21 protein-coding genes are annotated in these 26,297 nt (G+C 32.3%); 13 read left to right on the top strand and 8 right to left on the bottom strand.

What is annotated here, in order from left to right:
* The first annotated feature begins 176 nt into the window (after window positions 1-176).
* A complete protein-coding gene (locus tag LG651_RS08765; protein WP_226695760.1) occupies window positions 177-1,061 on the top strand; it encodes a UDP-2,3-diacylglucosamine diphosphatase in 885 nt (294 codons plus the stop codon).
* Here the strand turns inward: LG651_RS08765 and LG651_RS08760 are convergent.
* Window positions 1,050-3,962: an FAD-binding and (Fe-S)-binding domain-containing protein gene (locus tag LG651_RS08760; RefSeq protein WP_226695759.1), complete on the bottom strand. Its 2,913-nt coding sequence runs from the start codon at window positions 3,960-3,962 to the stop codon at window positions 1,050-1,052. The two genes, LG651_RS08765 and LG651_RS08760, sit on opposite strands and share 12 nt — an antisense overlap.
* A gap of 135 nt (window positions 3,963-4,097) precedes the next feature.
* On the opposite strand from LG651_RS08760, the gene LG651_RS08755 reads away from it, so the two are divergent.
* From LG651_RS08755 to LG651_RS08745, 3 genes are all read left to right on the top strand, one after another.
* Window positions 4,098-4,601 carry a hypothetical protein gene (locus LG651_RS08755; RefSeq protein ID WP_226695758.1) on the top strand — a complete coding sequence of 168 codons (504 nt, stop codon included), beginning with the start codon at window positions 4,098-4,100 and terminating at the stop codon, window positions 4,599-4,601.
* Window positions 4,602-4,745: 144 nt separating this feature from the next.
* Complete coding sequence (locus tag LG651_RS08750; protein WP_226695757.1) at window positions 4,746-5,288, top strand: hypothetical protein; 543 nt, start codon at window positions 4,746-4,748, stop codon at window positions 5,286-5,288.
* 10 nt (window positions 5,289-5,298) lie between these two features.
* A complete protein-coding gene (locus tag LG651_RS08745) occupies window positions 5,299-7,032 on the top strand; it encodes an FAD/NAD(P)-binding protein (RefSeq protein ID WP_226695756.1) in 1,734 nt (577 codons plus the stop codon).
* Here the strand turns inward: LG651_RS08745 and LG651_RS08740 are convergent.
* The 3 genes from LG651_RS08740 to folE all read right to left on the bottom strand — a co-directional run bounded on the left by LG651_RS08740 (window position 7,029) and on the right by folE (window position 9,527).
* Window positions 7,029-8,555 carry a GH3 family domain-containing protein gene (locus LG651_RS08740; protein WP_226695755.1) on the bottom strand — a complete coding sequence of 509 codons (1,527 nt, stop codon included), beginning with the start codon at window positions 8,553-8,555 and terminating at the stop codon, window positions 7,029-7,031. The two genes, LG651_RS08745 and LG651_RS08740, sit on opposite strands and share 4 nt — an antisense overlap.
* A 68-nt stretch (window positions 8,556-8,623) precedes the next feature.
* Complete coding sequence (locus LG651_RS08735) at window positions 8,624-8,887, bottom strand: hypothetical protein (RefSeq protein ID WP_226695754.1); 264 nt, start codon at window positions 8,885-8,887, stop codon at window positions 8,624-8,626.
* Between the two features lie 52 nt (window positions 8,888-8,939).
* Window positions 8,940-9,527, bottom strand: coding sequence for a GTP cyclohydrolase I FolE (gene folE / locus LG651_RS08730; RefSeq protein ID WP_226695753.1), 588 nt, complete (start codon window positions 9,525-9,527; stop codon window positions 8,940-8,942).
* A 145-nt stretch (window positions 9,528-9,672) separates the two neighbouring features.
* On the opposite strand from folE, the gene LG651_RS08725 reads away from it, so the two are divergent.
* Entirely contained in the window at window positions 9,673-10,332 is a 660-nt protein-coding gene (locus tag LG651_RS08725; RefSeq protein WP_226695752.1) for an ABC transporter ATP-binding protein, read from the top strand.
* Window positions 10,333-10,395: 63 nt separating this feature from the next.
* Window positions 10,396-11,604 carry a GAF domain-containing sensor histidine kinase gene (locus tag LG651_RS08720; RefSeq protein ID WP_226695751.1) on the top strand — a complete coding sequence of 403 codons (1,209 nt, stop codon included), beginning with the start codon at window positions 10,396-10,398 and terminating at the stop codon, window positions 11,602-11,604.
* A 39-nt stretch (window positions 11,605-11,643) separates the two neighbouring features.
* Here the strand turns inward: LG651_RS08720 and LG651_RS08715 are convergent, their stop codons facing one another.
* Complete coding sequence (locus LG651_RS08715) at window positions 11,644-12,447, bottom strand: hypothetical protein (protein WP_226695750.1); 804 nt, start codon at window positions 12,445-12,447, stop codon at window positions 11,644-11,646.
* 371 nt (window positions 12,448-12,818) lie between these two features.
* Between LG651_RS08715 and LG651_RS08710 the strand changes: the two genes are divergently transcribed.
* Window positions 12,819-13,598 carry a TIGR02757 family protein gene (locus LG651_RS08710; protein ID WP_226695749.1) on the top strand — a complete coding sequence of 260 codons (780 nt, stop codon included), beginning with the start codon at window positions 12,819-12,821 and terminating at the stop codon, window positions 13,596-13,598.
* Window positions 13,599-13,650: 52 nt separating this feature from the next.
* Complete coding sequence (locus LG651_RS08705; RefSeq protein ID WP_226695748.1) at window positions 13,651-14,847, top strand: sensor histidine kinase; 1,197 nt, start codon at window positions 13,651-13,653, stop codon at window positions 14,845-14,847.
* 52 nt (window positions 14,848-14,899) lie between these two features.
* On the opposite strand, the gene LG651_RS08700 is transcribed toward LG651_RS08705, so the two are convergent.
* Window positions 14,900-16,795: a M61 family metallopeptidase gene (locus tag LG651_RS08700; RefSeq protein ID WP_226695747.1), complete on the bottom strand. Its 1,896-nt coding sequence runs from the start codon at window positions 16,793-16,795 to the stop codon at window positions 14,900-14,902.
* Window positions 16,796-16,870: 75 nt separating this feature from the next.
* Between LG651_RS08700 and LG651_RS08695 the strand changes: the two genes are divergently transcribed.
* Genes LG651_RS08695 through LG651_RS08675 form a run of 5 tightly spaced genes read left to right on the top strand, consistent with a single transcriptional unit; the run spans window position 16,871 to window position 22,123 of the window.
* Entirely contained in the window at window positions 16,871-17,902 is a 1,032-nt protein-coding gene (locus tag LG651_RS08695) for a glycosyltransferase family 2 protein (protein ID WP_226695746.1), read from the top strand.
* A 48-nt stretch (window positions 17,903-17,950) separates the two neighbouring features.
* Window positions 17,951-19,876 (top strand): BatA domain-containing protein, encoded by a 1,926-nt coding sequence (locus LG651_RS08690; protein WP_226695745.1) that lies wholly within the window; start codon window positions 17,951-17,953, stop codon window positions 19,874-19,876.
* Window positions 19,873-21,126, top strand: coding sequence for a dihydroorotase (locus tag LG651_RS08685; protein ID WP_226695744.1), 1,254 nt, complete (start codon window positions 19,873-19,875; stop codon window positions 21,124-21,126). The genes LG651_RS08690 and LG651_RS08685 overlap by 4 nt, the downstream gene beginning before the upstream one ends.
* A gap of 6 nt (window positions 21,127-21,132) precedes the next feature.
* A complete protein-coding gene (locus tag LG651_RS08680; RefSeq protein ID WP_226695743.1) occupies window positions 21,133-21,465 on the top strand; it encodes a hypothetical protein in 333 nt (110 codons plus the stop codon).
* A gap of 4 nt (window positions 21,466-21,469) precedes the next feature.
* Window positions 21,470-22,123, top strand: coding sequence for an alpha/beta hydrolase (locus LG651_RS08675; protein WP_226695742.1), 654 nt, complete (start codon window positions 21,470-21,472; stop codon window positions 22,121-22,123).
* Between the two features lie 3 nt (window positions 22,124-22,126).
* Here the strand turns inward: LG651_RS08675 and bshA are convergent, their stop codons facing one another.
* Window positions 22,127-23,263 carry an N-acetyl-alpha-D-glucosaminyl L-malate synthase BshA gene (gene bshA, locus LG651_RS08670; protein ID WP_226695741.1) on the bottom strand — a complete coding sequence of 379 codons (1,137 nt, stop codon included), beginning with the start codon at window positions 23,261-23,263 and terminating at the stop codon, window positions 22,127-22,129.
* Between the two features lie 34 nt (window positions 23,264-23,297).
* Window positions 23,298-26,222: a glycoside hydrolase family 3 N-terminal domain-containing protein gene (locus LG651_RS08665; protein WP_226695740.1), complete on the bottom strand. Its 2,925-nt coding sequence runs from the start codon at window positions 26,220-26,222 to the stop codon at window positions 23,298-23,300.
* Window positions 26,223-26,297 lie beyond the last annotated feature (75 nt).

Genomic DNA, 26,297 nt, shown 5'->3' with positions numbered 1-26,297 from the left:
GCTGCTAAGGTAATTCTATTCTTAGAAATACTGAAATAAATTTGTGCTTTACAAACGCCATTTTAATTAAATAAGTAACACTAAATTAACAATAAACTGATATACAAATAATTATTACGTAATGGTTTAATAATATAAGAATATGTTATTTGTAAAAACCAAGACCGAACACTCCCTTGAAAATTAAAAGAAAAGTAGAAATTGCTGTAATATCTGATGTTCACTTAGGAACATACGGTTGTCATGCCAAACATTTGTTAACTTACCTTAATAGTATTGAGCCTAAAAAACTTATTTTAAATGGCGATATTATAGATATTTGGCAATTTAGTAAACGCTACTTCCCAAAATCGCATTTAAAGGTTATAAAAAAAATAATGGATTTTGCTTCTGATGGTGTAGACATTATTTACATTACTGGAAACCATGATGAAATGCTACGTAAATTTAGCGGAACCTCTATTGGAAAAATTTCTATTGTAGATAAACTAGTTTTAAATTTAGATGGTAAGAAAGCTTGGTTTTTTCACGGCGATGTTTTTGATGTTTCTATACAAAACGCCAAATGGCTTGCTAAACTAGGAGGTTGGGGTTATGATTTGCTTACGTTATTAAATCGCGGTGTAAATTGGTATTTAGAAAAACGAGGTAAAGAACGTTATTCTTTAAGTAAAAAAGTTAAAAATGGTGTAAAAGGCGCTATTAAGTATATTAACGATTTTGAAAAAGTGATTGCAGAAATTGCTATTGAAAATGGTTACGATTATGTGGTTTGTGGGCACATACACCAACCTAAACTTGAGCTGATTGAAAACAAAAACGGACAAACCACTTACCTAAATTCTGGAGATTGGGTAGAGAATTTCACAGCTTTAGAATACCAATTTAAACGTTGGAAAATTTACAATTATAACAACGATAAATTGGCGCCCTTTATTGTTGAGGAGGAAGTTGAAAACATGGAAATTAACGAACTAATTGCGGCCATTACCATTGTAGACAAAGAAAAAAAGAAGAAAAAGGATAAAAAGAAAAAGAAGAAGAAAAAATTAGATGATTAAAGCTTCTTTTAAAATAGTTACAGGATGCTTTGCTATTTTTTTTGTTCCATCTTTTATTTGATGCCTACAACTTGTACCGTTTGCTGAAATTATAACCTCATCTGATGCATTTTTAACTGCCGGAAACAAAGTTTGACTGCCTATTTGCATACTTACGTTGTAATGCTCTTTTTCGTAACCAAAACTTCCAGCCATACCACAGCAACCACTTGGTATAATAGTAACTTTATAATTTGCTGGTAAATTTAATACTGCAAAACTAGATAATTGATTGCCTAATGCTTTTTGATGACAATGCCCATGGAATTTTACAACTTTTGCTTCATTTGTAAACTGTTCTGCTTTTATATGCCCTAATAGAATTTCTTGCTGTAAAAATTCTTCAATTAAAAACGTGTTTTGGGCAATCGCTTCCGCGGAAGCGTTATCATCTGCTAATTTTAAATATTCATCTTTAAAAGTTAATATGGCTGATGGCTCAATGCCTATTAAAGGTGTATCTGCTGTAATTTCATCTTTAAATAAGGCTATATTTTTGTTGGCCATACTTTTAGCTTGTTTTAACAAACCTTTTGAAATGAATGCTCTGCCCGATTCAAAATTATTTAAAATTTCAACTTTATAGTTTAAAGCAGATAATAGTTGTAGTGCATCTTGACCAATTTCTGAGTCTAAAAAATTTGTAAACTCATCATTAAACAAATACACCGTTTTTATATATTTTTTTTCTTCAGAATTTTTATTAACTGTTTTATAATAGTTTTTTAAGCTGATATTAGAAATTAAAGGTAAACTTCGTTTTGCCGCCACACCACTCGCCTGCTTAATAATTGAAGAAGTCAATTTATTTGAAAACACAGCATTTGAAAACCTTGGAAATATGCTAGCATAAGCATTTAACTTATTGTTGTATGCAAACAACTTTGTGCGCAAGCTAACACCATTTGCTTTTTGATATTGGTATTGAAACTCCGCTTTTAAACTAGCTACATCTACACTACTTGGGCATTCGCTAGCACAAGCTTTACAACTTAAACATAAATTAAAAACGTCTTTTAATTCTGGGTTATCAAATTTATTAGCTTTACTCGAATTGGTTAAAAACTCACGTAAGGCATTGGCTCTTGCTCTTGTAGTATCTTTTTCGTTACGCGTTGCCCTATAACTTGGGCACATAACACCACCAAATTCTGGTGCTTTACGGCAATCGCCAGAGCCATTGCATTTTTCGGTTTCTCGTAAAATACCTTGCGATTTAGAGAAATCTAGAAAAGTTTCAATTTCCGGTTCTGCTCTATTTGCAACGTAACGCAAATTTTGGTCCATAGGTAAAGCATCAATAATTTTACCTGGATTAAAAATATTATCGGCATCAAAAACTTGTTTAATATGTTTTAAAATGTTGTAATTGGCTTCACCAATCATTAATTTAATAAACCCAGACCTTACTATACCATCGCCATGTTCACCACTCATTGAACCATTGTATTTTTTCACTAAATGGGCTACATCGGTAGTTATTTTTTTAAAAAGCATTACATCTTCTGCTTTTTTTAAATTTAATACTGGTCGTAAATGTAGCTCTCCTGCTCCGGCATGGGCATAATAAATTGCTTCCTGATTGTAGCCATCCATTAATTTTGTAAAATCTGATATATAACTAGCTAAATCTGTAACAGATACAGCCGTATCCTCTATACATGCCGCAGATTTTTTATCACCAATAATATTCCCTAACAAGCCTAAACCTGCACTTCTTAAATTATTAGCTTTGTTTATATTAGGCCCAACAAGTGTAGGGTACGCATAACTTAAACCAGTCCCCTCTATATCTGCAATTAGTTTTTCGGCTTGTTTATTTACATCGTCTAAGCTATGAGACCTTAGCTCACACATTAAAATGGCTTTAGGATCGCCTTCAATAAAATACCGGTTTTCTTGTTGGGTTTTGTTATGCTTTGTACAATCTAAAATGGTTTTATCCATCATTTCACAGGTGTACAAATTATGCTTCATGGTCATAGCAACACTGTTTAAACAGTTTTCTATGCTATTAAAATGTGCTGCTACCATAATGCTTTTTTCTGGAGGCAACACATCTAGTTTTAATGTAATTTGCGTGGTAAAAGCTAATGTACCTTCGCTACCACAAAGCAGCTTACATAAATTAAACTTTTGCGAAGATGTATTAAACACTTCAGATTTTATTAACTCATCTATAGCATAACCTGTATTTCTTCTATGAATTTCTGGTTTAGGAAAATTTTCTTGAATTTGCTTTTGTACAACATCGCTATTTAACTCTGAATAAATGGTGCGGTAAATATCGCCTTCTAATGTCTTTAATTCTAGCTTTTTTTGAAATTCGTTTTTAGAAAGCTCACCAAAAACTACCTCAGTTCCATCGCTTAAAATAGTATGCATTTCCAAAACTTTATCGCGAGTTACACCATATTGAATTGATGTTGTTCCAGAGGAATTATTACCAACCATTCCTCCAATCATACATCGGTTTGAGGTAGATGTATTGGGGCCAAAAAAGAGACCATAAGGTTTCAAATAATTATTTAAAGCATCTCTAACAACGCCTGGTTGTACAGTTATTGTTTTTTCTTTTTCATTAAAATTTATAATTTTTGTGAAGTGTTTAGAAACATCTACAACAATACCTTCACCTACACATTGTCCAGCTAAAGATGTTCCTGCGGTACGCGGAATTAAAGACGTTTTATGCTGTTTCGCATATGCTATAAGACTTTTAATATCTTGAATATCTTTTGGATAAGCTACAGCTTCTGGAAGAATTCTATATACAGAAGCATCGGTGGCGTATATGGCTTTTAATAAATTATCGAAGTACAGTTCTCCGGCTAAATTAGATTTTAATTGTTTTAAAGACATCTTGAAATTTAAACTTCTAAAAGGATAAATATAATTACATTTTTAGCGTTATTAATCTAAAACCAAATTTTATAATTTACTTAACATCTGTTTTGATTAACAATTCGTAAATTACATTAAACAAAAAACAACTTTATGAAAAAATTATTTTTATTATCATTAACCATTTTAGGTTTTGCAACTACAATAAATGCACAAAACATTGCTGAAAACGCTATTGGTTTACGCCTTGGCGGAAGCGATGGTTTAGGCCCAGAAGTATCGTACCAACGCGCTTTGTCTGATAATAATAGACTTGAATTGGATTTAGGATGGAGAAGCTCAAGAAATTACGATGGTTTTAAATTAACAGGTTTGTACCAATGGGTTTGGCCAATTGAAGGCAATTTTAATTGGTATGCCGGTGTTGGTGGTGGTTTAGCTGCTTACGATTATGATGCCCGCTATTTTAACAACCTAGATGAAGATGATGGTGAAACTTTTATTTTTGCTGCTGGAAATATTGGTATTGAATATGCCTTTGATTTCCCGTTACTACTTTCATTAGATTTTAGACCAGAAGTAGGTTTTGGGGATGATTATTATGATAACAATGATTTAGATTTCGATATTGCACTAGGCGTGAGATATCAATTTTAAATAAACGCTAAATAAAACTTAAAAAGCACCCAAAATTGGGTGCTTTTCTATTTTATCCTTATCTTAATGTATATGAAAATGAAATATTTAACCATTGTTACACTAACTATAATTACGTTAGTGTATGCGATAAACAAGAACCATATGTTGAAGGATAAAATTATACCTGTAAGTATAAAACAAGAAGTAGAAACTGCATTAAAGTATTACCCCGAATTAAAAGACACACATATAGAATTTAAGTTTAAAAAAAACATTAAAAAATCTACCATGCAGGCACAGCCTAAATTAAGTAGTTTTTTTAAAACAAAAGAACATCGTGATTATGTAATTTTAATTAGTGAAACCTTTAAAATATCTGATAAGAAATTTTTAACCAAAAACATTCCCTCTGATATCTTAATAGGTTGGATTGGTCATGAACTCGGGCATATAAAAGATTACCAAAACCGAAGTACTTTAAATTTAATTGGTTTCGGTGTTAAATATCTATTTTCAGACAATCATATTGTTGAAGCTGAACGAGCTGCCGATACTTATGCCGTAAAACATGGAATGGCCAAATACATTATTAAAACCAAAAACTTTATATTAAATAACGCAGATATAACAACAGCTTATAAAAACAGGATAAAAAAATATTATTTGTCTCCAGAAGAAATTATGGAAATTGTAGAAACTAACTAAAAAACTATTCATGATAAAAATTGCAATTGTAGGTTTTGGCCCAAGAGGATTACATGCTTTAGAGCAACTATTATTGAATTTGAGTAAACATGACTTTAAAAAGAAATTTGAAATATCAATTTTTGAAGTTAATACAGAGTTAGGAACAAGCTTTGTTTGGAATACACAACAACCTGATATAAACTTAGCAAATATTTCTAATAAACATTTGAAAGAGCTACATGGACGACCAAAAATTGAAATAAATAATATTACAATTCCTAACTTCCCTAATTATGACGAATGGAATAAAAATAATAATACCCAAAATAACATTGCAAACATTGAAACGTTTCCGTCTCGCAACCAAATTGGAAAATATTTAAGGGAACGTGCTAATACTTTAATAAACATCTTAAAAAACGCTGAAATTGTTACTGTAATTAATTCTTGTGTTGCAGCTATAAATTTAAATGAAGACAAATTTAATATAACTACCCAAAACACAGACTATTTTAATTTTGATGAAGTTTTGTTAACTGTAGGGCATCAACCAACTAAAATTGATGCTGATATTTTAGAGTATGAAACCCAATTACCTTCTTCTACTTTTAAATGTTTTTCTGAAACATATCCCATTAAAAATATTATAGATTCTCATGACATAAAAAAGACTGATAATGTAGCCATACGTGGGATGGGGTTAGCAATGTTAGATGCTATGAGAGCCTTAACCGTGGCAAGAGGTGGTTATTTTAAAATTGAAGACAACAATACTTTAAAATGTAACTTTTCTACGTCGCCTAAAGTACCAAAAAAAATAGTTTTATATTCACTTGATGGCTTAATAATGGCACCAAAACCACTAAATGAAACTATTAATAAATTATTTGAAATAAATGAAAAGCAAGCAGACTATTTTAAATACAAAACACAAGCCGCTGCCAATAAACCTTTATCTGTAAACGATAACTATTTTTTAAAACATACAATTGCAGATATTGCAACTGAAGTGTATTTGAAAATAGAAAATCGATATGCTCCTGAAATTAATGACATTGACAGTATTAAAACGTGTATTATTCATTGGTTAGATAATCAAAAACATAACCATGAATTGATTGAAAGCACAGATAATAAACCAGAATTAATTATTTCTAATTTTGTTGAAATGGCTTGTAACCAGAGTGCTATATCTTTAGATTATTGTGTTGGGCAAGTTTGGAAACATTGCCAACCTATTTTGTATAAAACATTTTCGCATGCCGAAATATCGGAAGAAGTAATAGCTTCGGTTATTTTATTAGATGAAACATTAAAGCGATATTCCTACGGGCCTCCTGTACAAAGTATGCAACAACTTTTAGCTTTGCATAGAAGCAATATCGTGTCGTTTCAATTCTGTGATAATCCTAAAATATCAACAGAAAAAAATGAGCTTATTTTCACAAAACAAACAGATTCGATAACCATTAATGTTTTAATAAATAGCGTTTTAAGCACTCCAAAAATTAGCGAGGTTACCACCTTACTCATAAAAAACTTATTAAGAAACGATTTAATACAACCTATACACTCTAAACTAGGAATTCATACAAATAAAAATGGTACTGTAATATCTAAAAACACATCTAAACCAATTAATCTATCTGTTTTAGGAAGACTTGCCAAAGGCAGTGTTGTTGGCGTAGATGCAATTTTAGAATGTTTTGGCACTAGAATTAACGATTGGGCAATTGGTGTTATAAAACGAATCTCAAATTAATTTTTCTCGATAAAATTTTCCCAAGTTTCAAATTTATCTTCACCCATTACGCGTTCCATTTTTACTTGGCCACCTTTCTTCTTGTTTTCGGCATTCCACTCATGAAACATTTCAGGATTTATAATTTTTACTTTAACGCCATGCAATGCTTTACTTCTGGCTACTTTGTAGTTTTTATTAGCTTCTTTTAGTAAATTATCTAAAGCTTCAGCCACTTCTTCTTCATTTAAATTTTCATTATCTGCCCCTATGTACCAAAAATGATAAAATTCGTCATCTTCTCCCCTTTTGGCACATATAGTGTATTCTGTAATTTTTGTTTTAAAATGCGCTTCTAATCCTTTCATAGCTGCATCCATTTTATTTACAGATAACTGAGACCCAACAGTGTTTAAAAAGAATTTTGTTCTACCAGTAATTTTAATTTCTGCACGCTCAACATCAGTAAATTCAATTGTATCGCCAATTAAATAGCGCCATGCACCACTAACAGTACTAATTATTAAAACATAATCTTGATTTAATTCTACATCACTTAAAGTAACCACTGGCGCATCTTGGGATAAAGAACCGTCTGGATTTATATATTCTGGTTTAAACGGTACAAACTCAAAGTAAATACCTTGTTCTGTATTTAATTGCATGGCATCGGTTTCTGGACGCACTTGAGTAGCCAAATAACCTTCGGAAGCTAAGTAGGTATCTATAACCGTAACAGGTTTACCCATTAAGGCATGAAAACTTTTTTCGTAAGGTCCAAAAGCAACACCACCAGAAGTATAAACGGTTAGGTTAGGCCAGATTTCATGAATGTTATTTAAGTTATGATAATCTATTACTTTTTGAAGCATTAACTCAATCCAAGACGGGATACCACTTAACGCGCCAATATCCCAATCTTTAGCACGTTCTGCTATACGCTGAACGCGATCATCCCAATCGTCAATTTTGGCAATATTTTCTCCAGGTTTGTAGTAACCTTTAAACCAAAACGGAATGTTACTTGCGCTAATTCCGCTAATTTCACCTTCAAGAAATTCATTGTTCTCTTCTAAATCGGTAGAGCTACCAAGCATCATAATTTCTTTTTCAAAAAAATCTGCTGGAAAATCGAAGTTATTTAAAGATAATACTTGTTTTATTCCTGAACTTCTAATGGCATCAACCATGTCGTCAGTTACAGGAATACGCTTACTAGTTTTTCCTGTAGTACCAGAACTTAAAGCAAAATATGATAACTCTCCGGGCCAAGTTACATCGGTTTCACCGTCATGTAATTTATGCCACCATGCATCGTTAATTTGGTCATAATCGAAATAAGGAACAGCATCAGCAAAAGCTTTTTCAATATTATCAGCATTTAAAATGGCTTCAAAATTATAGTGTTTACCAAACTGTGTATTTTTTGCTTTATTTAATAAATCTTTTAAAACCGTTTGTTGAGCTTCAATATGATTTACTTCTGAAGAAAAAACGCCTTGTAAATCTATTATTCCTTTAATTATACTACCTAATATTGCCATTTATGTTTTTTCTATTAATTTACATAAATTGGCGTTCAACGAGAGTTTAATAAGTGTTAAATGTATGCTTATTTTTTGTTAAATACATAGGTATAAAGCCACATTAACGTAAATGTCGGTATAACATCAAAACCTGGTAAAGCCTCTTCAACTACAGAAATTAAACCTGCTATTTTTCCTGGTTTACCTTTGTAAAGCTTCGTCATTAACCAACCAGAAACCGGAGCCCAAATAATATCTGAAAATTCGCCAACTCCAGGAATTACAAACGATACATAACCCAGCGCATCTAAAACTAGGCCTATTAATAGTTTTTTGTATTTATCTTTCATTTAATAAAATTTAATAACATACTATAAACAAGAAGTGTACCGTTTTATATATTTATTTTCCAATGAGTTTTAAAAATTCGTTTCGTGTTTCAATTTTTTCGAATTGACCACGAAAACCAGATGTTGTAGTTGTTGAGTTTTGTTTTTGTACTCCGCGCATCATCATACACATGTGGGCAGCTTCAATTACCACTGCTACACCTTGAGGTTTTAAGGTGTCGTTAATACAATCAAGAATTTGCTCGGTTAAACGCTCTTGTACTTGCAAACGTCGTGCAAAAACATCAACAATTCTAGGTAATTTACTCAGCCCAACAATGTAACCGTTTGGTATGTAAGCAATATGTGCTTTTCCAAAAAAAGGTAAAATATGGTGTTCGCATAAAGAATACAACTCTATATCTTTAACAATAACCATTTCGTTATAAGACTCCTTAAACATGGCGCCTTTTAATATTTCTACTGGGTCTTGCTCGTAGCCTTGAGTTAAAAATTGCATAGCTTTTGCCGCACGTTCAGGAGTTTTTATTAAACCTTCGCGCTGTGTGTCTTCTCCTAAATCATTTATTATATGCTTGTAACGTGCTTTAACATCGTCGGTTACTTGCATATTGTATTCTTCAAACTTGTTGTATGGCATAATTATAATTTTTTCAACAATAAAAATACAAAATACTTGTTTGTAAAACTTAAAGCAAATTCCTGTTTAATAAAAAAAAGAAATTAAGACTATTATTGTAGATAATCACATAAAATAGTAATTTCACGAATAATTAAGGTTTACAATGATTGAGGCAAAAAACATTCATAAATATTATGGCGATTTACATGTATTAAAAGGTGTAAATCTTGAAATAAAAAATGGTGAAATTATTTCAATTGTTGGGGCTTCTGGAGCAGGAAAAACAACATTACTTCAAATTTTAAGCACCTTAGATAAAGCTTCAATAAACAGTGATTTTCAGCTTAAAATAAATGAACAAATTGTTCATAATTTAAACGATAAAGCGCTGGCAAAATTCAGAAACGAAAACATAGGTTTTATTTTTCAGTTTCACCAACTATTACCCGAATTTACAGCTTTAGAAAATGTTTGTTTACCTGCATTTATTAAAGGCACTAAAAAACCTGAAGTCGAAAAACGAGCTAAAGAACTTTTAGATTTTCTAGGATTATCGCATCGCTATAACCACAAACCCAATGCGCTTTCGGGCGGTGAACAACAGCGTGTTGCCGTTGCAAGAGCGTTAATAAATAATCCTGATTTAATTTTTGCTGATGAACCTTCAGGGAATTTAGATAGCGAATCGGCCGAAAACTTACACAATTTATTTTTTAAGCTTAGAGACGAGTTTGGACAAACATTTGTTATCGTAACACATAATAGCGAATTGGCAGATATGGCTGACAGAAAACTCACCATGGTAGATGGAAAAATAATTTAATTGAACATAACACGTATTTTTGTTTAAAATTTTTGTACTTTAGTTGAACATAAAAACATTATAATGCAGCTAACCAGTATTCCAAAAAATGAGACCGAAAGACTTTTAGCTGTGAAGAGCTACAAGTTAGATAGAAGCCAATACGACCAAAATTTTAACATCATTACAAATTTAGCTTGTTCTATAACTAACATGCCTAATGCTTTAATTTCTATTGTAGAGGAAGATGAAGTTTGGTTTAAATCTGCTAAAGGCATGACAATTTGTAGCTCGGAAAGAAATTTATCCTTCTGTAGTTACGCTATTGCTAATGATGAAGATATTTATATTGTTGAAAACACTAAGAAAAATTTAAAATTTATAAATCATCCCTATGTTAAGGCAAGTAACAATCCTGTTGTTTTTTATGCGGGTGTTTGCTTAATAGATAAAAACAACCACAAATTAGGCACTTTATGTGTTATAGACCATAAAGAAAACCAACTTAACAACGAACAAATTAAAAACTTAAAACTACTTGGTAAACAAGTTGTAAAACTCATTGAACTTAACAAGAGTAACCATAAGCTTAAACAAGCTAAACGCAAACTGATTAAAAAAAATAAAATGCTTAAAGGTTTTGCGTCTCAAGTGGCACACGACATGAAAATGCCTTTGGCTAACATGATTTTAACTGCAGATATTTTAAAAAAGAAATACAATAAAAGTATAGACGAAAAAGGCACAAACTATTTAAGTAACATAAAAGATGCTTCTTTATCGTTAAGTAGTTATATAAACAATCTTCTTAATTATTACGAAAACAGTAGTATTGATAAAAAAAATGTAGAATGCTTTTCTTTTAATCAATTATTAGAAGAAGTAATTGATATTTTAAATATTAAAGTTAACTGTAGAATTAATTTACCCGAAAAAGATTTTGATATTGTTACAAACCGCGCCGCTTTAGAACTTATTTTACTTAATTTAATTACTAACAGTTTAAAATATAACGACAAACCCGAAACTGTAATCGATGTATTTTTAGATACCGAGCATGAAACACATAATTACATTTCTGTTACAGATAACGGTATTGGAATTGCCGAAGAAAAACAAAAGAAAATTTTTAAACTATTCTCCACAATTGAAGAAACAGATCGTTTTGGACAACGCGGCCATGGTATTGGCTTATCTACGGTAAAAAAACTTGTGTCAAAATTAGGTGGAAATATAAGTGTTAAATCAATACAAGGTGAAGGCAGTACTTTTAAATTTTCAATAAAAAAATAAGGGCTTGTAACCATTACAAACCTTAATTATTTAAATATTTTAATCTCCAAAGGGATAAGAAACCCCTAATATAGTAATAGTGGACTCTGTATAATCAATTTTTATTCCGCTAAAAATACCTAAAGTTACATCAAGAATACCAGATTCTATATTTCGTGGTAATAAGGTAAAATGTAAAGCTTCATCGGTAGTTAAGCTATAGTTTACACCTTTTGAACTTATTCCAAACTGAGAACCTTCAAACAAATATTCGTCGTCCCAAATATTAAAAGGTGTAGTTTCTCCTGCTATCCACGTTCTAATTACATTTTCGGTATACTCTATACTTTCGTTTTCTAAGTTGGTTATTTTCCCATTAGTAATAGTCACTTCAAACTGTAAATTGTCATCATCATTCTCCCCTAAATTCTCTGCGACATGTATGCCTTCAACTTTATAGTCGTTATGATAAAAATTAGTAAAAGTTGTGGTATGCACGCTACCTTCAACACGATACCAATTCGTAGAAATAATGGTAATTATCCCTTTTCTAGTAATACCATCACGTCCTAAAACTCCATCGCCATAATCGATAGTAATTGTTTTTGGAAAAGTACTTAAATCGAAAGGTTCTATGGTTACAATAGCTTCATCTTTTATATTTGATGATTTCGCTGAAGCTGAAGTTTCAGCAGTTAAAATATTATCTCCGCTGTTATTTCCAACATCTTGAAATACTTTATTAACCGTTACATATTCTGTTAAAGCTTCAAGCGCAGCAGCAGAATCAGTTCCATTGCTAATACGCTCATTTTCACAACTAAATAATAGTATTCCTAAAATAAAAAGTAAACTTCTATACATCACATTTTGTTTTTTTGATATGAAAATAACGCAAAATGCAAATTATATTGTAATAAAACTGTAAATACTTGATTGTTTAAAAATTAACGTGTATTTCATCGGCTATTTTATGCCGAATTGTATGTTTAATATGAACATTTTAATTATAATTTTACATTATTTTTCGTAATTACAAACAGCACATGGCATAAAAATTTAGTTTTTAGATACAATGTGGTTAATAAATTTATTGATGGCGCTTATAGTCATCACGTATATTTTAAACTAGAATTAAACAAGGACAAGTTTAGCCAAATTGAATTAGGCGAAAATTATATGCGCATTGAATAACTATTTGGTAAACTGTTGTTATTTTTGAATAAAAACTTACATTGAATAAGAATTTCTCAATTTTAGATTTAAAAGATTTTTTAGACGAAAAGGTTGAAACCTACAACAACCCAAAATTTATTGAAAGCGATCCAATACAAATTCCGCATGCCTTTTCTAAAAAGGAAGACATTGAAATTTCAGGCTTTTTAACAGCAACTATAGCTTGGGGTAACCGAAAAAGCATCATAAATAACGCAAAAAAACTAATGGCTTTGTTAGATAATGCACCGCACGATTTTGTAATAAACCACAAAGAAACAGATTTAAAAAAATTAGAACCTTTTGTACACCGAACGTTTAACGGTACAGATTGTATTACCTTTATTAATGCTTTACATAACATTTATAAAAATCACGATGGCTTAGAGCAGCTTTTTAATAAACTTAATAGCAAAAATCTTCAAGAAGCCATTTCTAAATTTAAAACAGTATTTTTTGAAATTGAGCATTTACCGCGTACACAAAAACACATTAGCGATCCTTTAAAAAAATCGGCAGCAAAAAGAATAAATATGTACCTACGCTGGATGGTAAGAAAAGATAATGCTGGCGTAGATTTTGGTATTTGGGACAGCCTCTCACCTAGCCAGCTGTCCTGTCCGCTCGACGTACATTCGGGCAACGTAGCTCGTAAATTAGGTTTACTAAGTAGAAAGCAAAACGATGCTAAAGCTTTGAGCGAACTAGATTACAATTTACGTGTTTTAAATAAAAAAGATCCTGTGAAATACGATTTTGCGTTATTTGGACTTGGAGTTTTTGAAAAATTTAACACTTAATAGAAACCCTTTGTTTTATATTCACGTAAATATATTACCTACTATATTTACTATGAAAAGTCCCAATTTCCCTAAAAACGAGTCTAAACGATTAGAAGCTGTTAAGAAATATAACCTTTTAGATACTCCTCCAGAACCCGATTTTGATAATATTACAGATTTAACAGCTAATATTTGTAATGTACCCATTGCCATTATTTCATTGTTAGATACCGAACGCAATTATTTAAAATCGCACTATGGGTTAACGTTTAATGAATCACCAAGAAATATTTCGTTTTGTGGTCATGCCATTCTAGATGACAACCCCATTTTTATTATTGAAGATGCCACGAAAGATAGTCGCTTTTTCGATAACCCAATAATTACCGAAAACAATGTAAAGTTTTATGCAGGCGTACCGCTAATAAACCCAGATGGTTATGCGCTTGGTACACTTTGCATTTATGATGTTGAGCCACGTAAACTCAATAAAAAACAAAAAGAAGCTCTCGTTATTTTGGCAAAGCAAGTTGTTAATTTATTTGAATTGCGTTTAAAAAATAAAGAGCTTAACGAAACATTGGAATCGCTTGAAGAACGCCATAACACTTTAAAAACATTTGCTAATAAGGTATCGCACGATTTAAAATCACCTCTAGCAAATATTACTTCATTATCTCATTTATTTAAAACTGAATTAATTGAAACTTACCCTAAAATAAATTTAGAGTATTTAAATTTTATTGAAGATTCTGCCGATACACTTCGGGCTTATATAGACGGCATTTTAAAACACTACAAAAGCGAAGCTTTACTAGAAAAAGACAAAAAAGAAACCAAACTTAAAGAGGTTTACCTAAATATAAAGACAATTTTAAGTTTAAACGAAAACAACTTTAAATTGCTAAATAACGGAACACTTAACAATGTAAACACCTACGTTTTAGAGCAAATTCTACTTAATTTGGTCGACAACGGATTTAAATATAACTTTAAAGAAAAACCAGTGGTTTACATTGATTATGAAGCCGATGACACACACCATATTTTTTACGTAAAAGACAACGGTGAAGGCATAGACCCAAACAAACAAGAAGCACTTTTCGATTTATTTAATACCGCCCATGAAGCCGATAAGCACGGTAATAAAGGCACTGGAATTGGTTTATTTACAGTAAAATCGCTTATTACGAAACTTAATGGTACTATTAAAGTAACATCAGTAATAAACGAAGGTACCACCTTTAAATTTACTATCTTAAAATAAACAAAGGCTGGAAAAATTCCAGCCTTTTTAATATCATAATATGTTGCAAATATTACCCTTTTAACCAAGCTTTACGCAATGCTTTTTGCGCATCGCTTGCATCTGCTTTAGGCATAAGTCCTTCACCTGTTGTATAGGTTTTTGTAACCTTAGTTTTTATAACTTTTTCTTCACCATCTCTTACTAAAACCACTTCAACATCGCTTCCTGGTTTCCAACTAAATATTTGTTGTAGTATAGAATTTGCATTCATCATTGTTAACTCTGTACCACCAACACTTTTAATTACATCGTTTGCTTTCGCACCATTATCTATCCAGAAACTATTTTTTTCAACAGCATCGGTAAAAAATATGGTTCCGTTTTCAGGATTACCGCTAACAATTGGCACGCCATTAATTAAAATATAATTGGTTTCTACCTTGCCTTCAGCAATTTCTAAACCTACTTTATTAAAAAATTCGTTATAATTAATTGGTGTATCTCCAACAACGTGTGTGTTTAAAAATTCACCAACGCTAGGATAAGTCATGGCAATAATTTCTTCAATTAACTTATCATCTTCAAATGGTTTGTTTTTACCATATTTATTCGATAATTCTTTCATTAAAGATAAAACACCACGGTTACCGTTACTTTCTTCTCGCATTAAAATATCTATACACATACCAATTAAAGCCCCTTTTTGGTACACATTGGCATACTGATCTTTGTAAGGGTCTTTTAGCACATTTTCACTCATTATGGTAAAACTCATCGCATCGTTATAGCGTTGCTTAGATAATTGAATTTTCTCCATAACTTTATTATAAAAATCTTCTTCGCTAACTAAATCTTGATCGACTTGAAACAAGGTTGCAAAATATTCGGTAATACCTTCATACATCCATAAATGTTTCGAGAAGGTTGGGTTGTTGTAATCAAAATAATGTACATCTTCAGAATGCACGCTTAACGGCGTTACAATATGAAAAAACTCATGCGAAACCACATCGGTCATACTTTCTGCTAAAGCTTCATCGTCCATAGCTTCTGGTAAAACTACTACAGTTGACGTGTGATGCTCTAAAGCACCGAAACCTTTTGGCGAGTCCTCCTTTCCTTCCGATAAATACAAGTAAATATCGTAACGCGGTGTAGAATTTATATCTCCTAAATAGGCTTTTTGGGCTTTCATCATTTTAAAAACCGTTTCTTTTAATGATTTTGCAGAATGCACTTTATTTGGTGAATACACACTTAAAACAATTTTTATATCGCCTACTTCAAATTCTTCAACATCTAAATTACCATACATCATTGGGTTATCTGTAATATCAAAATAACGCGGTGCAAAATAACTTGTGGTAAGCGTTTTACCATCTTCACTAGTTATAGAATTTATGGTTTGTAAAGCCGAGGTACGATTAAAATCGGCCGCTGCCGTAACATCTAATTTATACTGATTGTTTTTTAACGAATCGAAATACCCAATAAAACCATGTAAGTTTAGCACATAGTTTTTAGGTTCTATGTTCGTACCTGAAGGCGAAAAAGGCACTTCTTTACCAATTCCTCCCACCTTTTCCTCATCAAAAGTATCGTTAACTAAATAGGTTATTTTGTCTAATTGTGTAGCATTACTTATTGTCCATGTATTCGTATCAACTTTTGTTACCGGTAATTCGTTTCCGTTGTAATCAATTGCTTTAAAATCATCTACATACTTACCAAAATCACTTACAGCGTAGGTTCCTTGCACTACTCTTGGCAATCTGTATGTAACCGTTTCGGTAACAAAACGTCCTGGATTAATAGTTACAGGCGCCTTGTCGTCGCTTACATTGGTTAAATTAATTGAGGTTTCAATTGGCAAAGTAGTAGCTAAATCGGCAGGTATTTTTGCACCGCCACAACTGGCTAATACCATACCTGCTGCAATTAAAGCAGGAAAAAATTTAATATTCATTTATTTAGAGTTTATTTTTATGTGACGTGCAAAGTACCAATATGTTACTGTTATTCCTCTTAACATTATGTTAAAATGAGAATTCTGTATATTCGCCAAATGCAAAAAAACTTAGTTAGCATATTAACACCGTTTAAAAATACCGAAGCCTTTATTGGCGAGTGTATCCAATCTATTATTAATCAAAACTATACAAACTGGGAATTACTTATTATCGACGACCATTCTACCGATAATAGTTATGATGTGGTTAACGCTTTCGCGGAAAATGAGCCGAGAATAAAGTTACTTAAAAACACAGGAAATGGCATTATCGATGCCTTAAAACTCGCTTTTAAAACCAGTACTGGCGAATTTATTACCCGAATGGATAGCGATGATATTATGACGGATAATAAACTTGAAGCATTAGTAAACCAACTGAAAACACACGGAAAAAAACACGTAGCCACCGGATTAGTAAAATATTTTTCTGATGCTGGTATTAGCGACGGTTACCAACAATATGAAACTTGGATTAACAACCTCACGAAAACCGGAAGCAATTACAACGAAATTTATAAAGAATGCGTTATCGCTTCACCATGTTGGATGCTGCATCGTGAGGATTTAATAGAATGCGGCGCCTTTAACCCCAATGTATACCCAGAAGATTACGACCTAACATTTAGGTTTTATAAAAATAAATACAAATGCATACCAAGTAACCAATTACTGCATTACTGGCGCGATTATAGCTACCGAACCTCGCGAACCCATGAGCATTATGCCTTAAACCATTTTATCGATTTAAAATTAATGCACTTTTTAGACATCGATTATAATCCTAATAAAAATTTAGTAATTTGGGGTGCAGGTCACAAAGGTAAACTCATTGCGAAAACCTTGGTAGAAAAGAATATTCCGTTTACTTGGATTTGCGATAACCCAAACAAAATTGGAAAAGCAATTTATGGTGTTACATTACAACCTTTTATGAATTTAGCTTCGGTTAAAAATTCGCAAAGTATCGTCACCGTAGCTAATAAAATTGCACAAAAAGAAATCCATAAATACATGGCAACCATAAAAAAGCAACCTGTAATTGATTATATTTTCTTTTGTTAATAAAATTTGTCGTATGCATTTTCTATATTTGAAAAATAATAAATAGGAATGCAGTTTAAACACCCCGAAATTCTTTACACTCTTTTTCTTCTGCTCATCCCTATTATTGTTCATCTTTTTCAGCTTCGAAAGTTTCAAAAAATTGCATTTACCAATGTGGCCTTTTTAAAAGAAGCCACACAACAAACTCGAAAAAACAAACAATTAAAAAAATGGCTATTGCTTTTAACTAGGTTATTGCTTTTAGCGGCATTAGTACTGGCTTTTGCGCAACCATTTATTGCTAAAACCAACACCTTTAAAGCTGAAAAGGAAACCGTAATTTATATAGACAATTCCTTTAGCATGCAGGCCAAAGGGCCTAAAGGCGAATTGTTTAAACGCGCCATTCAAGACTTAATTACAAATATTCCTGAAGACGAAAACATTTCAATTTTCACAAACAATACGAGCTTTAAAAACACGACAATAAAGGCCATAAAAAACGATTTGTTACAGCTAAATTATTCAGCAAACACTACAAATCTTAATGCCATTTTATTACAAGGAAAGTCGAGTTTTTCTAATAAAAAAAATACACTTAAAAACTTTCTGATGATCAGCGATTTTCAGAAAAGTAATTTAAATCTTGAAGCAGAAAACGATTCACTTACACAATTACATTTGGTAAAATTACAACCTGTAAATACCAACAACATTGCCATTGATAGTGCTTATATTAGTAAAACCACAGCAACCATAATCGAGCTTAAAGTACTTTTAAAAAATAGTGGTATTTCGGTTGAAAACTTACCGATTTCTTTGTTTAATGGAGATAAACTCGTTGCCAAAACATCAGTGTCAATTAATCAAGAAGCCGAAACTACCTTTTCGCTTCCTGCAAACCAGGTTATAAACGGTAAAATAGAAATTGATGATTCGAGCTTAGATTTTGATAACACTTTATTTTTTAACATCAACAGTACAAAAAAAATTAATGTTTTATCCATAAATGGCGCTAACGACAGCTTCTTAAAACGTATTTTTACAAAAGATGAATTTAATTATTCCTCTACACCCGAAAACCAACTAAATTACAACAGTATTAGCGAACAAAATTTAATTGTTTTAAATGAGTTGAATAGTATACCTGTTTCTTTAACCGCAACTTTAAAGCAATTTACCAATCAAGGTGGTGCTTTAATTGTAATTCCATCAACCAACACAAATATTGATGCTTACAACCCGTTTTTAAATGGCTTTCAATTTAATTATTCAAGTTTCATTGCTTCCGAAAAACGCATAACAACCATAAATTACGGGCATTCACTTTTTAATAATGGTGTTTTCGAAAAACAAGTAAACAACTTTCAATACCCAAAAGTAAATAGTTTTTACAAAATAGCTTCGGCAGGAATAGCTCCGGTTTTACAGTTTGAAGATAAGAGTTTATTTCTGGGTCAGCGCCAAAATACTTACGTGTTTGCTTCGGCCTTTAATAGTAAAAATTCAAACTTTAAAAATTCGCCTCTTATTGTACCAACGCTTTATAACATTGGGAAACAAAGCTTTAAAATACCTAAACTTTATTACCAAATTGGTACAGAAAACACCATTGATGTTGACACAAAATTACAACAGGACGAAGTACTTACCCTAGTTAATAAAGACATCAACTTAATTCCAAAGCAACAATATTTTAACAATAAAGTTGTGGTTACAACTCATGAAAATCCTGAAGTTTCTGGAACCTACAACGTAAACCAACAAACAGAAACCATTAGCAATGTTAGCTTTAATTATAACCGCGATGAAAGTGATTTGGTTTACGGCGATTTATCAATTCTTGAAAACATAAATTACAGCAATTCAATTAATGATATTTTCGATACCATAAAAAGTAACACAAATGTTAATGCGCTATGGAAATGGTTTGTTATTTTTGCGCTAGCATTATTGCTAATTGAAATGCTCATATTAAAATACTTTAAATGAACATACTTGTAAAATCTGCTACAATACTAGATTCTAAGAGTGATTTTCACAACACCACTCAAGATATTTTAATTGAAAATGGTGTAATTACCCAAATTGATAAAACTATTGAAAACTCGAAAAACTACGAGGAAGTTTCATTAAAAAACCTTCATGTATCGCAAGGTTGGTTCGATAGTAGTGTGAGTTTTGGAGAACCCGGTTACGAAGAACGCGAAACTATTGCCAACGGGTTAAAAACTGCAGCATCATCTGGATTTACAAGTATTGCTTTAAATGCAAATTCAAATCCAGTAATCGATTCGAATGCCGACATCACTTTTATAAATGCAAAATCGGCGAACAACATTGTAAATTTATTGCCAATTGGTGCCCTTACCGTAAAAAGTGAGAGCGAAGATTTAGCCGAACTTTACGATATGCACACCGCAGGTGCTGTAGCGTTTTACGACTATAAAAAACCTATTGAAAACCCAAACTTAGTTAAAATAGCCTTGCAATACGCTAGTAATTTTGGCGGATTAGTTTGTTCGTTTCCTTTTGAGCGTAAAATAGCAGGAAAAGGTGTTGTTAACGAGCATATAACGAGCACTAAATTAGGCTTAAAAGGTATTCCCGCTTTAGCTGAAGAATTACATGTAGCCCGCGATTTATTTTTATTAGAATACACCGGTGGAAAACTGCATATTCCAACGATTTCAACGGCAAAATCGGTGGCCTTAATTCGGGAAGCAAAACAGAAAAAATTAGATGTAACTTGTAGTGTGGCGATTCACAATTTATATTTTACAGATGATGTTTTAACTGACTTTGATACCAATTATAAAGTGATGCCACCATTACGCACACAAACCGATGTTGATGCTTTAATTGAAGCGGTAAAAGACGGCACAATAGATTTTGTTACTAGCGACCACACCCCTATTGATGTGGAACAAAAGAAAATAGAATTCGACCATGCTGCATATGGAACTATAGGTTTAGAAAGCGCTTTTGGGGCCTTACAAAATATATTTACGCTTAAAAAAACTGTTGAGTTACTAACCAAAGGTGCAAAACGTTTTGGTTTGAAAAAACAACCAATATCCATAGGAGCAAAAGCGGATTTAACTTTATTCAACCCAGACCAGAAATATACATTTACTAAGAATAATGTGGTTTCAACCTCTAAAAATGCCATTTTTGAAAACGAAACTTTAAAAGGAAAGGTATATGGCATAATAGCAAATAACCAAGCATATTTAAACTAAAATTTAATGACAACTCCAGATATTGAAGCCGGCCATAAAAAAGCAATAATAAGTTATATTACCATTTTTGGAACGATTTATTCGTATTACATGAATAGCGAAAAGCCTAGTAATTTTGCTAGTTTCCATATAAGGCAAGCCCTTGGTTTATGGTTAACCTTTTTTGTTTTAGGCTATGTTATTGGAAATTTTGACAGTTGGTACGCCACTTTAGGTTTTTATCTGTTTTTTTGTGTGCTATTTATCTTCGGATTTGCCAATGCTGTTGGTAAAAAAGCTGTTGCAGTGCCTTTAATTGGTAATTTATATCAAAAACTTTTTGCAAATTTAGGTAGCTAATATTATGAATACATCTCTCCCACTTTATCACATTACAAGACCATCAAGTTTAAAAGAAAACGCGCCTTTATTAATCATGTTTCATGGCTATGGAAGCGATGAAAACGATTTGTTCTCCTTTGCGACAGAATTGCCAGAAGAATTGTTTATTATTTCGGTACGAGCACCTTACCCAATGCAACCTTATGGTAATGCTTGGTATGCTATAAATTTTGATGCTGAAAAAGGAAAATGGAGCGATAACGAACAAGCCATACAATCGCGCGATTTAATTGCCAATTTTATTGATAAAGCGGTTGAAACTTATCCGGTAAATAAAAACCATGTAACACTTTTAGGTTTTAGCCAAGGCTGTATTTTAAGTTTTTCGGTAGCATTAACTTATCCTGAAAAAGTAAAAAACGTTATTGGTTTAAGTGGTTATATTAACAAAGATATTTTACCTGAAGATATAGAAACTAAAGATTATAGTAATTTAGATGTTTACACCTCTCATGGTAGCGTAGATCAAGTTATTCCAGTTACTTGGGCACAACAAACACCGCCGTTTTTAACGCATTTAAATATAAAACATAAATACAACGAGTTTCCTGTTGGTCACGGTGTAGCGCCACAAAACTTTTTTGAGTTTAAAGAATGGTTAAAAGCTAGGATTTAGTTTTTACAATACCAAGCATTTACTCAATGTATCTTCATAAATAGCTTCGTATTGTGGCACAATAGTATGTAAATCAAACTTTAAAGCTTCAGCTCTAGCATTTGCTTTAAAAGTCTCTAAACGTTTTTCATCTTTTAAAATGTAAAGCGCATTTTTTGTCATATCATCAATATCACCCACATTACTTAAAAACCCTGTAACCCCTTGTTTATTTACTTCAGAAATTCCACCTGCATTACTAGAAATTACAGGCACGTTAGAACTCATTGCTTCTAAAGCTGCTAAACCAAAACTTTCAGCCTCAGAAGGTAACAGAAATAAATCGCTGTAACATAAAATCTTATCGATTTCATTACTTTTTCCAAGAAATGCTACTTTCTCATAAATACCCAGTTCTTTACAACGTTGTTCTACTTTTTCACGTTCTGGCCCTTCGCCTACCAACATTAACTTTGCTGGCATTTCCTTTTGAATATTATAAAACACCGAAATTACATCTTGCACGCGTTTTACCGGACGTAAATTACTTATATGCGTTATAATACGTTCTTCAGGTTTTGCCATCATACTTCGCTGGCAATCTGTAAAGTGATCGCCATATTTTTCTAAATCTATAAAATTTGGAACTACGCTAATTTCACGTTGAATATCAAATAGTCGAAGTGTATCGTTTTTTAAACTTTGGGAAACCGCCGTAACAGCATCTGATTTGTTGATACTAAATGTAACAGCAGGTTTGTAAAATGGATGATTTCCAACGAGCGTTATATCTGTACCATGAAGCGTAGTTACAATAGGAACAAAAATACCTTCTTCACGAAGCATTTTTTTCGCCATATAAGCAGCATAAGCATGCGGAATTGCATAATGCACATGAAGAATATCTATTTTATAAAGCTTTACCATGTCCACTAATTTACTCGATAAAGCTAACTCATACGGCTGATAGTGAAATAATGGATATTCTGGCACATTTACCTCGTGATAATGTACATTGTTACTAATTAACTCTAATCTTACGGGTTGATTATATGTTATAAAATGTACTTCATGGCCGCGTTTAGAAAGCTCTAACCCTAACTCTGTTGCCACTACACCACTACCTCCAAAAGTTGGGTAGCACACGATTCCTATTTTCATCTTCTAAATTTTATATACTAAAATAGCTAAGTTTTTAATCTTCTATAGCTTCGTAAATTAAACGTTGAATTTCGGTTCTAATATTTTCTCGTAATAATAAATTTTTACCAGCCGAAGTTGGATACGTTCTATTTGCTAAAAACACATACACTAATTCTTCCTCCGGATCTGCCCAAGTGTAAGTTCCTGTAAACCCTGAATGCCCAAAACTAGACATGCTAACGCAACCACATGTTGGCCCAGAATCTCCTAATTGAGGTTTATCGAACCCAACTCCGCGTCGGTTATAATTTTCACAAAAATAGCAGGTATTAAATTTATCGACCGTTGAAGGTTTTAAATACTGTTTACCGCCATAAAAGCCTTTTTGTAAATACATTTGCATAATTTTTGCGACATCGTTGGCATTGCTAAACACGCCTGCGTGACCTCCAACCCCATTTTGCATTGCGGCTCCCATATCATGAACATAACCACGAACCTCTTGATAGCGATAATAATCGTCAATCTCTGTCGGTACAATTTTTTTACTACTTATGCGCTTATAAGGATTATACATGGTATAATTTGCTCCTAAAGGCTCGTAAAAATGTGATTGAATCAATTCATCTAACGATTGGTCGTAATGTTGTTCTATAAATTTCTTTAAAATATAATATGGAAAATCGCTATACCTATATCTTAACCTACTTAACAACTCAGAATCTTTAATAATTTCGGGTAAAGAATCCTGATAATCAGTACGTAAATACAAATTCTTAGCAACTTCAACATTAAAAGCCTCACTACGTTGGTTTCTATAATATTTGTCACTTGGTCGTCTGGTAACAGAGTCTAACGTTTTGTAATAAAACGGCTCCCAAGGGCGTAACTGGGCATAATGCGACAACATAGTTTTTATTGTAACGTTGGCCTTGTTCGACGATTTGTATTCTGGTAAAATGGTTGACAATTTCGTATCTAAATTAATAACACCTTGCTCTTCAAGTTCCATTAACAAAGGTAATGTGGACAAAATTTTTGTTAATGATGCTAAATCATAAATATCATCGAACCCCACTTTTTCATGACCTTTATAAGTATGCTTACCAAAATTTTTGTTGTAAATAACTTTTCCTTCGCGAGCAACCAGCAATTGAATACCTGGTGTCATCATAGAATCTACCGCTACTTTGGCAACAGAATCAATGCGATTTAATTTTTCAGAATTCACCCCTACGCGTTCAGGGAAACTATAGCCCAATCGCTTTACAGCTATTGTAGGTAAACCTTCGCCAACCACAAAATGGTCGCCAGCCGAAACTGGCAGATTTCCTTTTGCTCCAAGTGCTCCAAAAATAATTTCGGCCGATGTTTCTTGCGCTGTATCACTATTTTGGTAACTTACCAAAATGCTTTCTACTTCATCGATATTTTTTAAATCCATAAGTGCATATGGTTTTACAAATAAATCCAAAATTACTTTATGAGTTTTGGCTATAGACTCTATCCAAGCTATTTCATCGCTAGTGAATTTATAAGGTTTCCAGGGCGAATCGTTGGAACGATGTAAACCAATAATAACGGTGTTGTAAGCTTGTAATTTAGAAGTTAAATCGTCAAAATTATTGGGCGTATCTGCTTCTATTTTATGAATTTTTGCATAACGTTTTAAAGCATTAAAAAATACTTCGCCACTAGCGTCACCTAAACCAACATAAGCTAATTTTTGTTGCTCTAAATTTTGAATAGGAACCACATTTAATCGATTTTGAACCAGAGTTATGGCATTTTCCATAAGCTCTTCATACAATATGTCGTCGCTTAATCTATTTAAATCCTTTGTTAAATTATACAACCCAACTGGTTCGTAATTATGCAACCCAACTTTGTATTTCGCTTGCAAAATCTTTTTTACAGAATACGCTAATCGTTCTTCACTTATATCACCTTTATTATAAGCTTCAATAATTTTAGACACGCCTTTTTCAACATCTTCAGACATTAACATCACATCATTCCCAGCTTTAAATGCGGCTAAATCGATCGCTCCAACTTCATCAAAATTTGCTGCACCTTTCATAGTTAAAGCATCAGTAAAAATTAATCCTTTAAAACCTAATTTTTCTTTTAAAATACCCGTTACAATAGGTTTAGATAAAGATGAAGGCACCCCAGAAGCATCTAAACTCGGTACATTTAAATGTGCCACCATAACGCTTGCAAGTCCGTCGTTTATTAATTTTTTGTACGGATAAAGCTCTATAGAATCGATGCGCTTTTCGGAAAAACTAATTGATGGTAGTGTTTTATGAGAATCTTGATTGGTATCGCCATGCCCAGGAAAATGTTTTGCATTTCCTAAAACACCAGCTCCCTGCATGCCTTTTAAAAATGCCGAAGCTTTTTCGGTAACATTGTTACGATCTTCACCAAAGGATCGGTTTCCTATAATAGGATTATCGGGATTGGTATTAATATCGACATCTGGAGCAAAATTAAAATGCACACCTAATCGTTTACAATGCTCGCCTATATGTTTTCCTGTTTGTTCTATTAATGCTTTGTTTTTAATAGCACCAAGTGTCATATTCCAAGGAAAAGCATAAGTAGAATCTAGCCGCATGCTTAATCCCCATTCGGCATCCATACCAATTAATAACGGAATTTTAGACAATGCTTGTAATTCGTTATTCAATTTGGCTTGGCTAACAGGACCACCAAGCGAATAAATAATACCACCAATGTGGTGTTTATTTATAATATCGATTATTTCTCGTTGTTTGGTTTCATTTTGGTTAGACATTACCTGAACCATATACAATTGCCCAACTTTTTCCTGTAAAGTCATGGCATTGTATACACTATCGACCCATTTTTTTTGAGCTTCGACATCTTCGGCCAATAATGGATTTATTGACTGGCTATAAGCACAAAAAGAAATTAGAAAAAATAGTATACTAGAAACTAAATAACGCATAAAAAGTATTAATTAATAATTATGATGTAATAGCATTATTACATAAATAATCATGCCAAAATAATACTTTTAAAA

The sequence above is a fragment of the Neotamlana sargassicola genome, assembly GCF_020523965.1.
Taxonomy (GTDB): domain Bacteria; phylum Bacteroidota; class Bacteroidia; order Flavobacteriales; family Flavobacteriaceae; genus Neotamlana; species Neotamlana sargassicola.
This window is presented reverse-complemented; position numbering and strand designations above follow the sequence as displayed.